The following is a 13,167-nucleotide window of genomic DNA, read 5'->3' on the forward strand; positions in this document are numbered from 1 at the left end:
GGACACCCCCTTAGTTATTAATTTTAGAGACCTTTGTAATATGTGGAATTAAAGATATTTGCTGTAGCACCTTATCTTCAATGTTTTGATCAATTTCAATCACCATTAGAGCTGTTAAACCACGTTCTATACGTGAAACTTCCATATGCCCAATATTGACTTCATGCATTGCTAAACAATTGGCTACATTGGCAATACAGCCAGCACGATCATCATGCACAACAAGAATTGCTGGCATACCACCTGTTAAACGTAGCTTAAAACCATTGACTTCACTGATTTCAATTTTTCCGCCACCAATCGAAATACCAACTACAGACATTTCCCCTTCATCGTCTCCAATGACAAGCCGAGCTGTATTGGGATGCTCCGTATTAGCCGTTTCGGGAATAAATTCATATTCTAATCCCACTTTTTCGGCCTCTTCAAATGCTATTTTAATACGGTCATCAAATGTATCGTAATCTAATAGGCCCCCCACTATCGCAACATCTGTACCATGTCCTCTATACGTTTCAGCAAATGATCCATATAAATGAATTTTTGCCCATTTAGGTTGTCTACCAAATAAATCCCTTGCAACACGCCCAATGCGAGCTGCACCTGCCGTATGAGAGGAGGAAGGCCCAATCATGACTGGTCCAATAATATCAAATACTGAAGTAAACTTCATACAAACACCCCTCTATTCTATTCATATAATAATATTTATTTTTACTTATATCATGCTTGATAGCTACTATAAAAGTAAAGCATTTAATTTATCAACTTTCAGAAAATTACCACTACTATAATTTATAGTAACTATATAGGTTTATTTTTTGTCCACACCATATATACACATCAATAAAACAGTTGATATTCCAATAATTCCAAATTTTTTATCCTCTGGACACGTACATCTAGCTGTTCATATTTAGCACGTTTTTACTAAATATTATACATCCTCTTCTTTGTAGCATAAACAAAAGCAGTACACGTTTTGTGCACTGCTTTCTTTACGGAATAGCAAAGTAGCATGTAATTATTCTACTGAAATAATATATGGATATAACCCTTGTTTACCATCAAATAATTCAACTTCTACATCTGGATAGTTCTCTTCAATGAAAGCTGCTAATGCTGAAGCAGCCTGTTCAGTTGTATCTTCGCCATAGATCACTGTAACTATCTCAGCATCTTCATCGACTAAATCTGTGATTACCTTTTCTGCTGCATCCTTTAATGCTGGTGTAGAAAGGACAATTTTACCTTCTGCTAATGCCATAAAATCATCTTTACGGATTTCCACACCATCAATAGATGTATCACGCACTGCATAGGTTACTTGACCTGTCTTCACATTAGCAAATGCATCGGACATTGTCTTTTTATTTAGATCAACAGCTGCTTCAGGGTTAAACGCTAAAATCGCTGCCATCCCTTGTGGAATCGTCTTCGTAGGAACAACCGCTGCGTCAATCTCTAATAGTTCAACCGCTTGCTCTGCTGCCATAACGATATTTTTATTATTCGGTAAGATTAATACTTTTTCTGCACCGATTTCTTGTACGGCTTTAACGATATCTTCAGTTGAAGGGTTCATTGTTTGACCACCTTCAATGACATATGAAGCACCGATAGAGCGCAATAATTCTGCCACACCCTCACCCATCGCAATCGTTACGATAGCATACGGATGTTTTTCTACTTTTTTGGCAGTCGTTGGTGCTTTATGCTCCTCACCAACAATCGCTGAATGCTGCTCACGCATATTATCAACTTTTATTTTAATAAGACTACCGTATTTTTGTCCGATTGATAAAACAGAACCTGGTTGCTCAGAATGGATATGAACCTTCGCAATTTCTTCATCGGAGATCACAAGCAAAGAATCCCCCAAAGGATTTAATTCATTACGGAAATGCTCCTCATCGAAAGGTTCTTTCCCTTCTTCTAAACGCACCATTATTTCAGTACAATAGCCAAATTCAATATCTTCAGTATTCATGAAATCCTGTACTCTATGATGCTCTGCATTGATTAAATCATCTAAGGTCGCATCATTTTTCTCTGGAAGAGGCTCACCTTTTAAAGAGGCTAGAAACCCTTCATACACAAATAGTAAGCCCTGACCACCACTATCCACAACACCGACCTCTTTTAAAACAGGTAGCAATTCAGGTGTGCGATCTAATGAAGCCTTTGCTTCTGCTGTAAAAGCTTCCATCACGGCAATGATATCGGTTTCAGTTTCTGCCACTTCTACACCTTTTTTTGCCGCCTCACGTGCTACTGTTAAAATAGTTCCTTCTACAGGTTTCATAACAGCTTTATAAGCTGTATCAACACCCGCTTGGAAAGCCGCTGCAAAGCCTTTTGCATCAATGGTTGCTTCTTTTTCAATAAACTTCCCAAAGCCTCGGAATAATTGCGATAGAATAACGCCTGAATTTCCGCGCGCACCCATTAAAAGACCTTTTGATAATGCCTGTGCTGTTTTACCAATATGTTCTGAAGCGGCAAGTTCTGTTTCCTTTGCGCCAGATGTCATCGATAAGTTCATATTAGTCCCTGTATCACCGTCCGGTACTGGGAATACATTTAATGAATCTACATAATTTGCATTTTGGTATAGATGATGCGCACCCATTTGTACCATTTCAGCAAACTTTATACCGTCTAAAGACTGCATTCGATTTAGTTCCTCCTCTTAATTCGCTACACGAACGCCCTGTACAAAGATATTGACAGATTTTACGCTCATACCTAATGTTTTATCTACTGTATATTTCACTTTCGATTGCACTTGGTAAGCAACTTCCGAAATTTTTGTCCCGTAACTAACAATAATGTACATATCTATATGTAAATCGTCGTCCTGTTGTCGAATAACAACACCTTTTGCGAAGTTTTCTTTACGTAAAATATCAGTTAGACCATCACGAATTTGATGTTTAGATGCCATGCCAACAATACCGTAGCATTCTACAGCAGCACCACCAGCAATTTGTGCAAGTACATCTGTTGAAATATCAATTTGGCCGAATTCATTGTTTAATTCAATTGACATAGGAATGCCTCCTTGGCTCTTTTTGACTAAAGTATATTGTAACACTTTCGTTATAATTTAAGCAACCTAAGGCAGTATAGAAAGGCTTTATAGCAACGTTTTCTGACTTCAAATAGACGCATTTTCCTTTCCGTCAAAAATTGCCATTTTACGAAAATAGTTATTTCGTCCGTTCTGCTTAGCTAAATATAACGCTTGGTCAGCAATATCACAGCATGTTTGTAAATGCTCATACATTGTCAGGTTAGCATGACACATTCCAATACTAACCGTTACGTATTGAACAATATCTGATTGCCTATGTGGAATCTTTAAGTCACGCACTTCCTTTAAAATTTCTTCACATATAGGCTCAGCAAACTTCTCAGTATGCTGACTAATCATAATAAATTCTTCTCCACCCCAACGAGCAACAAACGCCTGATACTTCTCTGCAATTTCCGCCAATAAGGAGGCTACTTTAACAATGACCGCGTCACCCTGTATATGTCCATAGTAATCATTAAACTTTTTAAAATAATCAATATCAATCATCATTACCGTTAATGTTTGTGGTTGATGAAGCTGATGTCCTATTTTAGTCAATTGCTGATTAAATGCTCGTCGATTTGGCAGATTCGTTAAAGGATCTTTTAGTGCTTGCTCTGCTAATGCTTTATTTTTAACAGCTAGCAGCTCTGATAATTGTTTCGTTTTGATCATTTCTTCATCCAATAAAATATGCTGCGTAGTTATTTGTTTTCGAACCTTGTAGGTCTGATATTGAATTATGATACCAATCGGAATTAAAAGAGACATCGGTAATATGACTTTAATATTCTCACTGGACATGCCAACACTCAAATATGTACTCGCAATAATTGCTGGTGCAGAAAGTAAAATAATCCAACTAATTTTTCGTAAAGGTAATGCAAATACCGTACAAATAATGATTAAAATCACCTCATATAATGCTGCATGATGAAAGAAATAAACATCCATTACCGAAATTGCCGTAATCAATAGCATAATCGTGTAAATATAAATAACAACTAGGTGTTCATACTTCTGTATATTAACAGAGGTAATGTGAATTCGTTTTTCCCTAACAAATAACAATACGGCTATATCTATATAAAACATGGCGATATGAATGGCAATATAGACGGGGACCATGGCTCTTTCTGCTTTGACAAAGAAAACCTCTCCATAATGAATAAGGGAAATAATAGCCGATACATACATAAGTGACCAAGCAACTGTTCTCATCCCTTTTAAATTCGACTGAACCATTTCTTTGCGAATAGAAAAAGCTATTTTTTCTTGATTTTTCATAATACTCGCTCCTATTGTCCGCTTTCAGTTATATAATGTTCTATATGTATCGTCTAAAGAATGAAAAATACAAGTAGGTCGAAATTTTTTTGATAAATAAAAAAGTTGATACTTTTATAGCATCAACTTTGTTTATATTATATTCAGTTCAATATTTTAAAATTTATTTGACTAAAAAAGACTTTTAATAAGCTTGTCGATCATAACAGGCATTTCTTTAAAGGCACTATCCACATGCAGTCTTTCTGTTTTTTGGTGTGCATCTTTGCCAAAGGGACCGACATTTAATACAGGCCCCTGTAATGCAGACATTTCTTTAAACGGAATACTATACGTATCTCCCCATACAGGTGTGTTACGTTCGAATGCTAACCACTCGTTTGAATCATCTGTGTAGTTAACATAACTTAAATCACAAATCCCGTTAAAATAATGAATCTGCTCCACCTCAATAGCAAATGTTTGAGCCGTTTTCTTCATCAATTCAATCGATTGAATAACAAGTGGATGATTGGATGAATTAATTGCTGGATAATAAGGTGGTGCATATAGCAAAACTGTTGCTGGTGCTAATTCCTGACAACGAATCATGAGCTGATCAACAATACGTATAGATTTTTCACGATCGTCCCATGCGTGATGCTGAAGAACTTGCTGTTTGATCGTTCGCACTTCCTCCTCACCCAATTTATGGATAGCATGCTCCAACAATGCCTCATATCGCAAAACCTGTACATTCCCTACCCCTTGTACTTTTTCTCGGGTGCAAACTTTTTGGTATTGCTCATTACAAGCAGCCATGGCTTGTAATGCCACTTGTTCAAAGATAGCCATTACTTCTGCAGCTGTACGTTTTAATAAAAATACATTGTACAGTGCAGCCGCACGATATGGTGTTTGTGTAGAATACTCCATTTTTAAATCTTTTAATTGTAAAGAAACTGGCAGTGGCGTACTTTCTCCCAAATCTGTTTCACGGAAAAGAGGATTCCACTCCATGTACTGTGTCATATAAGAAGCAATAAAGTTAGCGGTCATGCCCTTTAAAGGTTCGCCAACATGCGTCTCTTTGCCATAAAATAAAGCAGCTGGCATTATTTTCCCTATAGTACCTGAATAGATATATTCATTTGTATCAGATGGCCCTTGCGAAAAGGAAGGTTCACTATTTAAAAATAATTTATAGGTTAGCCCATGTTGTTCACGAAGTCTCACAAGCTCCACAACAGCAGCTCGCATTCCAGCAGAGTTTACTTCCTCATCAGGTACAGTAGTTAAAATCAAATTAATTGGCCATTGTTCAAAGCTTGCCTTTTCAATGAGCTGCATATGTAAAGCAAGTCCCATTTTCATATCCATTGTGCCACGACCAAATAAATAATTACCTGACTCCAAATCAATTCTAGCCGCTTCTGGTAAATCTTCTTTGTATTTAGACTCCATCAGTTTTTTTGTTAATTCCTCTGGATAAAAAGCTAGTGGCTCTAGTTCTCCATATTCCTCCGTATGCACTGTATCGAAGTGACTGATTAACACCACTGTTTCTGTTGCTGTTGGGTGCTTATAAAATGCCGTAACAGCATTTCTTCCAAGCCCTGCATCATGTAATTCAATAAGCTCTGGATGTTTTTCAAAATATGGAAGCGTTAACAATTTATCTTTTAATTTATAGGCAAAGTCATTTTCACCCTTTGTCAATGTCCTGCTTTCCCAACTGACAATTTCACATAGCAATGCTCGCAGTTTTTCAGGTGTATTCCACATATAATTATTCATACAAACTCTCCTTTAGCCTCAATTCGTTAAATTTTTGGTTAACGAATTTCTAGTGACTCTTCACTTTTACTATCTGTCGTTGTTGCATTTTTTAATTTCAATTGATAAAAAATCATACAGGCAATAAAGAAGCCAATCCCGTACAGTAAACCGATTCTTTGCGTTGGATCAAACGCTAAAAATACTAAAATAAATACACAAAAGATAATACAAAATACAGGTATTAAAGGAAATAGAGGTGTTTTAAATTTTAAATCAGCCAAATTTCCTCCAGACTTTACATAACGATAGCGGAACATTAGTTGAGAAGCACAAATCCCCATCCATGAGATTGTGACAGAGATTCCGGCCACCGACATGAGTAACACAAATACTGCATCAGCTTCCATTACACTTGTTAATAAGGATAATAGTGAGAAAGCCATTGTAAAAATGAGCGCATTTAAAGGCACTTTATTTTTAGTCAATCGACCAAATAACTTAGGTGCCATTCCCTCTTGTGACATAGAGAATAATAAACGTGTTGACGCATACAGACATGAATTGCCGACTGATAAAATAGCCGTTAATATAACAAAATTCATGATACTAGCTGCATATGGAACACCTGCTATATTCATCAACGTTACAAATGGACTCTCTACAAGACCAAGCTCTGATGCTGGGAATATCGCCGATAATACAATAATGGAGGCAATATAAAAGACTATAATTCTAAAAAGAATAGTACGAATCGCTCTTGGAATATTTTTTTCAGGGTTCTCGGTTTCACCTGCTGCAATACCAACAAGCTCTGATCCCTGATAAGAGAAAATAACATTCATCATTGTGACAAAAATAATAGAAATACCTGCTGGGAATAAACCAGTAGGTGCTAAATTTGTCAGATGTGGCGTTGGACGATCTGCTAATGGAATTAATCCGAAAATGGCCGCACCACCTATAATGATAAATGCTATGACTGCAACAACTTTGATACTAGCAAACCAGAACTCTGCTTCAGCGAAGCCCTTTGTTGTTAAAGCATTTAAGACAAATAAAAGAACCATAAACACAGCACACCAAATCCATATTGGTACAGTTGGAAACCAATGTTGCATTAAAATCCCAGCAGCTGTAAATTCAACACCAGCTGTGGCGGCAGACCCGACAAAATACATCCAGCCTAATGAAAAACCAGCTGAAGGACTAATGAAACGTGTAGCGTATGTTTGGAAGGAGCCTGTAACTGGCATATAAACAGCCAATTCCCCAAGACAGTTCATGACCATAAACAAAATTAGGCCACCAAACAAGTAACCAATTAGAGCACCACCTGGTCCTGCTTGATTAATGGTATAGCCAACATTTAAAAATAAGCCCGTTCCAATAACACCCCCAAGTGAAAGCATTAATAAGTGACGGCTTTTCATCGATCGATTTAATTGATTGTTGTGAAGCTGATCCCCTTTATTCAACATCCATCCCTACTTCCCATATAGTGTAAATATTCAGATAATCAAAGAATAAAAGTACCCAATCAATTTTCCCTTTTAAATTGATTGGGCAATGTTAGCATGTCTTAAAAACGTAATGATAAACAACTTAAGCCACCATCGTGTTTTCTAAACTCAGACATCTCAAGTTCAATAGTTTGATAGCCAAGATTTTGTAATTTACGATTTGTTTCTGGGTAGCCAGCTGGAATAATAATATAATCATTTACTTGAATACAGTTAGCAGAATATTCATCTTCTTTAGGAATCACGATTTTATCATAAGATTCAAATGCAGGGTGATCGACAAACTCACCAGCTACCACCATACGATTATCCCCAACATAGGCAACCCCTGTTTTTAAATGGAAGAACTCTTTTAATGGAATAATAGTCGCTTCATAGCCTTCTTGCTCAACAATTTTTTTAAATTGCTGTGCGCCTTCTTCATTTGTACGGTCTGAGATCCCTACGTAAAATTTCTTCTCTGCTTGTAATACATCTCCACCATCAAGCGTTCCAGAGCCTTTAATATAGTAAATTTTTTCAAAGAATGGTTTCACTGCTGGTTCAATATCTTCGATTTCACGATTACGAGCAGCTGCTCCAGGGTTTGAGATAATAGCAAATTCAGATGTTAATACTGCCGTATCTTCTACAAATGTTGAATCTGGGAATGCTTCATTTGCTGGTAATTGTGTAACCTCAACGCCACATTTTTTCAAAGCATCTATATACTTTTCATGCTGTTCAAACAATTTTTCTAAAATGGGTTTACCTAAATCACTAGTTGTTAAACCGTTTACAAAACTATTTCCTGGATTTTTAACAATAACATTTTTAAACATAATTTTCGTCTCCTTTATCCTCTTACTACTGGACAAGTTAGGCATGTTGGCCCACCTGTTCCTTTAACAGTAATTTCATCACCTTTATATTCAAACACTGTTGCACTAGCATCAAGTAGCTGTTGTTTTGTTACTTTGTTCCCTTCAGGAATAACGCACACTCTTGGTGCAAGCGCCAAGACATTACAGCCCAGTGCATCATACTCATCCTTCGGTACTTCTATTAATTGGATACCTCGCTCGATAAGCAGTTGTCGGAAAAATACTGGCATTAAACGTGAATGTACAACAGCTAAATCTCGATCTACCATACTTATGAAAGACATTAAATGTAAACACTCAGCTTCACCTAAGTCATGGGGTAGCTGCACAACAATAAACTCATCCACCATATCCGCTGTCATTTCCTTTAATTGATGGATAGCTTCATCATTTGTACGATAACCTCTACCTACAACGAGTGTTCGATCATCTAACCAAACAAGATCTCCACCATCTGATACCGCCTCTCCTGTTAGTTCCCCAATGATTGGAATACCTTTCTCCTGTAAAAAGGCCTTATATACTGCTGCTTCTGGCTGTCTCAATTTTTTGCCAGATTTCAGTATAATGGCGCCATTTGGTGTGAATTTAACTGGATCATGTGCATAAAGCGAATCTAACCCTACTTCATCATTAGCAGGCAAATAATCAATCGTATCAACATACTTTTCAAGAATCCTAATAAATTCAGCATATTCTCTTAGCGCTTCTTCATAGTTAGGCTCAGATAAATAGTTAAATGTTTTCCATTCATCGCTAAGATGTGCCTGGCTTCGGAAAGCATCTTTCGGATGTTTTACTATAACGTGTTTCAAAGGTGCATACATTGATGAACAATAATGCATTCCCTTCACCCCTTTTCCGTGTAGTGGAAAACGTTTCCGTTAAGAGGAAAGTTTATATGAAAAATATATTCGTTTTATGCTATACTGTCAATATATTTAGAAAACTTTTTATTTTTCCTTTAATCTAAATTTGATTTATCCATTGAAAAACAATTGTACGAGGATTCATTTTACACATCTTTGTATAGACATCTATTCGCTCGAAAATATTGGAACTAGACGTAATTGGAGAATAAAAATAAAATAGGAGGAAGGGAGGTGGGACAAATGCAATTATTAGAGCGAGCTATGACGATTGCGAAGGTTTTAGCATCTGAAGCAAATGACCGTAGCTTGTCTATTTCAGAGCTTTCTACAAAATGCGATTTACCACTAAGTACTTTACATAGAATTTTAAAAGCCATGATTAAACAAGGTATGATTGAACAGGATGAGCAGACTAAGCATTATCGCCTCGGAACAATATGGATGGAACTTGGCTTACAGGTATATGACACGATGGATTATATTAGTAAAATTAGGCCTGAATTAGAACGCTTAGCAAGAGAAGTTGAAGAAAGTGTCTATTTAAGTAAGCCTGCTGGTTTAGATACAATTATTATAGAAAGAATAGACAGTGCTGCAAATCCGATTCGTATTTATGACCAACTTGGCATTCGCATACCTATGCATATCGGCGCAGCCAATAAAGCCATTCTTGCTTCTATGCCTGACACTCAGTCAAAAGAAATTTTGGAACAGCTAATAACGAAAGACGAAATTGCTGAATTAGAAGGACAACTTCAAAACATCCGACAGCAGGGCTATGCAATAAGTCATGGAGAACGAACTGCTGGTACTTCCTCCATTGCGGTATCTGTACAAGATGGTTTTGGAGAAGTGATAGGTGCAGTGAGCATCGGCTTTGTGAATTTTAATGTCTCTCAAGATCATATTAATACATTAATTGAGCGCTTAGTTGATACTGGTAAACGAGTATCGACAAAACTTGGTTATCGTGGAAAAGGGTAGTAATACTTCTTTTCTTAAGTTTCCCTTCTTTTACTAACTGATTTTTGCCTGTAAAGGTTTTTTTCTTGAAAGGATATGTGAAAACTATTGCACTGAACGCCATCGTATGTTAAATTATTATGGTATGTGAAATACCGAACTGAAATAATAATCTTTCAGCATCAACAGTAAGGAGGGAATACAACATGCCAAAACAATGTGTAATCACTGGACGTAAAGCTCGTACTGGTAACAACCGTTCCCACGCTATGAACGCTAACAAACGTACTTGGGGTGCTAACCTTCAAAAAGTTCGTATCTTAGTTGACGGTAAACCAAAACGTGTATGGGTTTCTGCTCGTGCATTAAAATCAGGTAAAATCGAGCGCGTTTAATCGCCGCTTCTAAAAAATCGATTTCGCATTGGGCGCAAATCGATTTTTTTCTTTTTACAGTATTCAATATACTTAACGTAAAAAAATCCGACTAACATTAGTCGGATTTTTTTACTTTCTTATCTTTTTTAAATAGGTTAATACACGTACGCGTGATACTACTCACGAATTTCGGCAGCTGGAACGTATATACTTTCAGGACTCTCTCCCCCTTACGCTAATCTATGCTTCTTATCATTAAACATATGCCATGCGAGAAAGATATAGACCCTGAAGTTCCTATTATTTCATTACTTGTAAATCGTGATGTTCCTAAAGAGATTTCCTCATTCGTTGTTTCATATTTTACTTGCCGTAATGTCACATTTTGAATCGGTTCCTCATGAGCAAAAAAAGACAAGTATCGGTATCGATCATCTGCAAAAATAGTATGCGTACCAGGTAATAAAAATTGCAACATATTTGCATGATTAATAATCTTCAGCTCAACTTGAGGATGCTCTTTTTGGAGTCGATAAATGGAACGAACCGCTGCCTCATAATGATCTAAGCGCCCACCTGTAACACCTGTTAGGACAATTTCTTGAGGTGCATAAGTATAGGCTTTAAGCAAAGCTAAATCCGTATCTGTTTCATTTTTCTCTTCCTGAAAACGTTGTTGGTCATTGGTTTGTGCCAGCACAAATTGATATTCCTCATCTGTTAAGGAATCAAAATCACCAACAATGGCATGAGGGGTAATCCCATGCTCCAGTAAATATAAAGCACCACGATCTGCTCCAATAAATACTACATCCTGTTGTTGAAACGATGAAAATGAGCAAAGCTCTTGTTTTGGACCACCTGCACAAACAACGACTATCGTCATCTCTTAATCGCTGCCTCACCAGCCGCTAAAATCTCTTGGAGTGCAGCTGTTCGATCTTCTTTACTATAAATAGCTGATCCTGCCACAAAAATCGTCGCTCCAGCCTGTGCACATGGAACAATCGTTTCAGCAGTAATACCACCATCAATTTCAATGGCAATCTCTAGACCCCGCTCTTTAATAATTGCCGATAATGCTTCAATTTTAGGTACAACAGAATGAATAAATTTTTGTCCACCGAAGCCTGGATTAACAGTCATCAACAATACCATATCGATATCTTCTAAAATGTGTTGAATCGACTCTATTGGTGTATGTGGATTTAATACTACGCCAGCCTTTACACCATACGAACGAATTAATTGTATTGTTCGGTGTAAATGACGACATGCTTCAACATGCACTGTAATATAATCTGCACCAGCTTTTGCAAATTGTTCAATATACTGATCTGGATTTTCAATCATTAAATGTACATCTAACGGTAAATTCGTTAATGGACGGATAGCATCCAATACGATTGAGCCAAATGAAATATTCGGTACAAAGTGACCATCCATGACATCAATATGAATCAGTGTTGCACCTGCTTGCTCTACTTCTTTTACTTCTTCCCCTAATTTTGCAAAATTTGCTGCTAAAATTGATGGTGCTATTTGTATCATCATTAATACCTCGGCTTTCGATCCATAATTTCTTGCATAAATTGTTCATAATGCTTGTAGCGGTAGTCACGAATTTCTCCCGTTTCTACTGCTGCCTTTACTGCACATTTTGGCTCTTTCAAGTGTAAACAGCCTCTAAATTTACAATCATCCGCCACTCTGACCATTTCAGGAAAACATGCGCCTAATTCCTCTTTATCAATTTCATCAAAATCAAAAGAACTGAATCCAGGAGTATCTGCCAATAAACCATCACAGACCTCAATAAGCTCGACATGACGAGTAGTATGTTTTCCTCGCCCTAAGCTTTGAGAAATGATGCCTGTTTTTAAGTTTAATTCAGGAATTAGTGTATTCAGCAAAGTTGATTTTCCAACACCAGATTGACCTGCTAATACAGTGGTTTTTCCTTTTAAAATAGGCTGTAGGCGTTCAACTAATTCTTCCTCATCTTTATAGGTTTGTAAAACCGTATAGCCCATGTTTTGATAATCGACGATATATTGCTGTAATTCCTCACGTTTATCATTTTCCAGCAAATCCATTTTTGTTAAACAAATAATAGGATGTACATGGAATGATTCTAAAACAACTAAAAAGCGATCCAATAAAATGGTATTGAAATTAGGTTCTTTTACGGAAAATACTAAAATACCTTGATCAATATTGGCAATTGGCGGACGAACTAATTCATTTTGACGCTCCAAAATCTTTTGAATGGTACCATCCGATCCTTCTGTTTCCGTTGAATATTCTACAATATCACCAACAAGCGGGGATTCTCCGCGATTGCGAAAGACCCCACGTCCTCGACATTGAATAAGTTGATGACCATCATAAACATAATAATAACCGCTTAATGCTTTTCTTATTTGGCCTTGCGCCATCCAATTCCTC

General features: G+C 36.9%; 14 protein-coding genes. 2 read left to right on the forward strand and 12 right to left on the reverse strand.

The features are described from left to right. Positions 1-10: 10 nt before the first annotated feature. The 8 genes from sdaAB to CRI88_RS03230 form a co-directional block, all read right to left on the reverse strand. Entirely contained in the window at positions 11-673 is a 663-nt protein-coding gene (gene sdaAB, locus CRI88_RS03195) for an L-serine ammonia-lyase, iron-sulfur-dependent subunit beta (protein WP_036124814.1), read from the reverse strand. A 351-nt stretch (positions 674-1,024) separates the two neighbouring features. Beyond that, entirely contained in the window at positions 1,025-2,674 is a 1,650-nt protein-coding gene (locus tag CRI88_RS03200) for a DAK2 domain-containing protein (protein WP_058843492.1), read from the reverse strand. A gap of 18 nt (positions 2,675-2,692) precedes the next feature. Further along, positions 2,693-3,052, reverse strand: coding sequence for an Asp23/Gls24 family envelope stress response protein (locus CRI88_RS03205; protein WP_004269431.1), 360 nt, complete (start codon positions 3,050-3,052; stop codon positions 2,693-2,695). A gap of 108 nt (positions 3,053-3,160) precedes the next feature. After that, a complete protein-coding gene (locus CRI88_RS03210; protein WP_058843491.1) occupies positions 3,161-4,366 on the reverse strand; it encodes a GGDEF domain-containing protein in 1,206 nt (401 codons plus the stop codon). A 171-nt stretch (positions 4,367-4,537) separates the two neighbouring features. Beyond that, on the reverse strand, positions 4,538-6,142 hold the full coding sequence (locus CRI88_RS03215; RefSeq protein ID WP_036124820.1) for a M20/M25/M40 family metallo-hydrolase: 1,605 nt from the start codon (positions 6,140-6,142) through the stop codon (positions 4,538-4,540). Between the two features lie 38 nt (positions 6,143-6,180). Then, a complete protein-coding gene (locus CRI88_RS03220) occupies positions 6,181-7,602 on the reverse strand; it encodes an amino acid permease (protein WP_036124822.1) in 1,422 nt (473 codons plus the stop codon). Positions 7,603-7,703: 101 nt separating this feature from the next. Further along, positions 7,704-8,465 carry a dimethylarginine dimethylaminohydrolase family protein gene (locus CRI88_RS03225; protein ID WP_036124824.1) on the reverse strand — a complete coding sequence of 254 codons (762 nt, stop codon included), beginning with the start codon at positions 8,463-8,465 and terminating at the stop codon, positions 7,704-7,706. A 14-nt stretch (positions 8,466-8,479) separates the two neighbouring features. Then, positions 8,480-9,352: a dimethylarginine dimethylaminohydrolase family protein gene (locus tag CRI88_RS03230; RefSeq protein WP_089931986.1), complete on the reverse strand. Its 873-nt coding sequence runs from the start codon at positions 9,350-9,352 to the stop codon at positions 8,480-8,482. A 267-nt stretch (positions 9,353-9,619) separates the two neighbouring features. Between CRI88_RS03230 and CRI88_RS03235 the strand changes: the two genes are divergently transcribed. Together CRI88_RS03235 and rpmB are read left to right on the forward strand one after the other, a co-directional pair. Further along, on the forward strand, positions 9,620-10,363 hold the full coding sequence (locus CRI88_RS03235) for an IclR family transcriptional regulator (protein WP_058843516.1): 744 nt from the start codon (positions 9,620-9,622) through the stop codon (positions 10,361-10,363). Between the two features lie 185 nt (positions 10,364-10,548). Further along, positions 10,549-10,737 (forward strand): 50S ribosomal protein L28, encoded by a 189-nt coding sequence (gene rpmB / locus CRI88_RS03240; protein WP_004227417.1) that lies wholly within the window; start codon positions 10,549-10,551, stop codon positions 10,735-10,737. A gap of 97 nt (positions 10,738-10,834) precedes the next feature. Here the strand turns inward: rpmB and spoVM are convergent, their stop codons facing one another. Genes spoVM through rsgA form a run of 4 tightly spaced genes read right to left on the reverse strand, consistent with a single transcriptional unit; the run spans position 10,835 to position 13,157 of the window. Beyond that, entirely contained in the window at positions 10,835-10,936 is a 102-nt protein-coding gene (gene spoVM / locus CRI88_RS23185; RefSeq protein ID WP_099805045.1) for a stage V sporulation protein SpoVM, read from the reverse strand. Positions 10,937-10,954: 18 nt separating this feature from the next. Next, positions 10,955-11,605, reverse strand: coding sequence for a thiamine diphosphokinase (locus CRI88_RS03250; RefSeq protein WP_101966391.1), 651 nt, complete (start codon positions 11,603-11,605; stop codon positions 10,955-10,957). Next, positions 11,602-12,270, reverse strand: a complete 669-nt coding sequence (gene rpe, locus CRI88_RS03255; protein WP_058843488.1) for a ribulose-phosphate 3-epimerase — start codon at positions 12,268-12,270, stop codon at positions 11,602-11,604. Before rpe ends, CRI88_RS03250 begins: the two co-directional genes overlap by 4 nt. A gap of 2 nt (positions 12,271-12,272) precedes the next feature. Then, positions 12,273-13,157, reverse strand: coding sequence for a ribosome small subunit-dependent GTPase A (gene rsgA, locus CRI88_RS03260; RefSeq protein ID WP_036124921.1), 885 nt, complete (start codon positions 13,155-13,157; stop codon positions 12,273-12,275). Positions 13,158-13,167: the final 10 nt, after the last annotated feature.

The organism is Lysinibacillus fusiformis (assembly GCF_002845985.1).
In the GTDB taxonomy this organism is placed as follows: domain Bacteria; phylum Bacillota; class Bacilli; order Bacillales_A; family Planococcaceae; genus Lysinibacillus; species Lysinibacillus fusiformis_D.

Coding starts and splice junctions, on each gene's coding strand:
- sdaAB (WP_036124814.1), bottom strand. CDS start 673: ATGAAGTTTACTTCAGTATTTGATATTATTGGACCAGTCATGATTGGG.
- CRI88_RS03200 (WP_058843492.1), bottom strand. CDS start 2,674: ATGCAGTCTTTAGACGGTATAAAGTTTGCTGAAATGGTACAAATGGGT.
- CRI88_RS03205 (WP_004269431.1), bottom strand. CDS start 3,052: ATGTCAATTGAATTAAACAATGAATTCGGCCAAATTGATATTTCAACA.
- CRI88_RS03210 (WP_058843491.1), bottom strand. CDS start 4,366: ATGAAAAATCAAGAAAAAATAGCTTTTTCTATTCGCAAAGAAATGGTT.
- CRI88_RS03215 (WP_036124820.1), bottom strand. CDS start 6,142: ATGAATAATTATATGTGGAATACACCTGAAAAACTGCGAGCATTGCTA.
- CRI88_RS03220 (WP_036124822.1), bottom strand. CDS start 7,602: ATGTTGAATAAAGGGGATCAGCTTCACAACAATCAATTAAATCGATCG.
- CRI88_RS03225 (WP_036124824.1), bottom strand. CDS start 8,465: ATGTTTAAAAATGTTATTGTTAAAAATCCAGGAAATAGTTTTGTAAAC.
- CRI88_RS03230 (WP_089931986.1), bottom strand. CDS start 9,352: ATGCATTATTGTTCATCAATGTATGCACCTTTGAAACACGTTATAGTA.
- CRI88_RS03235 (WP_058843516.1), top strand. CDS start 9,620: ATGCAATTATTAGAGCGAGCTATGACGATTGCGAAGGTTTTAGCATCT.
- rpmB (WP_004227417.1), top strand. CDS start 10,549: ATGCCAAAACAATGTGTAATCACTGGACGTAAAGCTCGTACTGGTAAC.
- CRI88_RS03250 (WP_101966391.1), bottom strand. CDS start 11,605: ATGACGATAGTCGTTGTTTGTGCAGGTGGTCCAAAACAAGAGCTTTGC.
- rpe (WP_058843488.1), bottom strand. CDS start 12,270: ATGATACAAATAGCACCATCAATTTTAGCAGCAAATTTTGCAAAATTA.
- rsgA (WP_036124921.1), bottom strand. CDS start 13,157: ATGGCGCAAGGCCAAATAAGAAAAGCATTAAGCGGTTATTATTATGTT.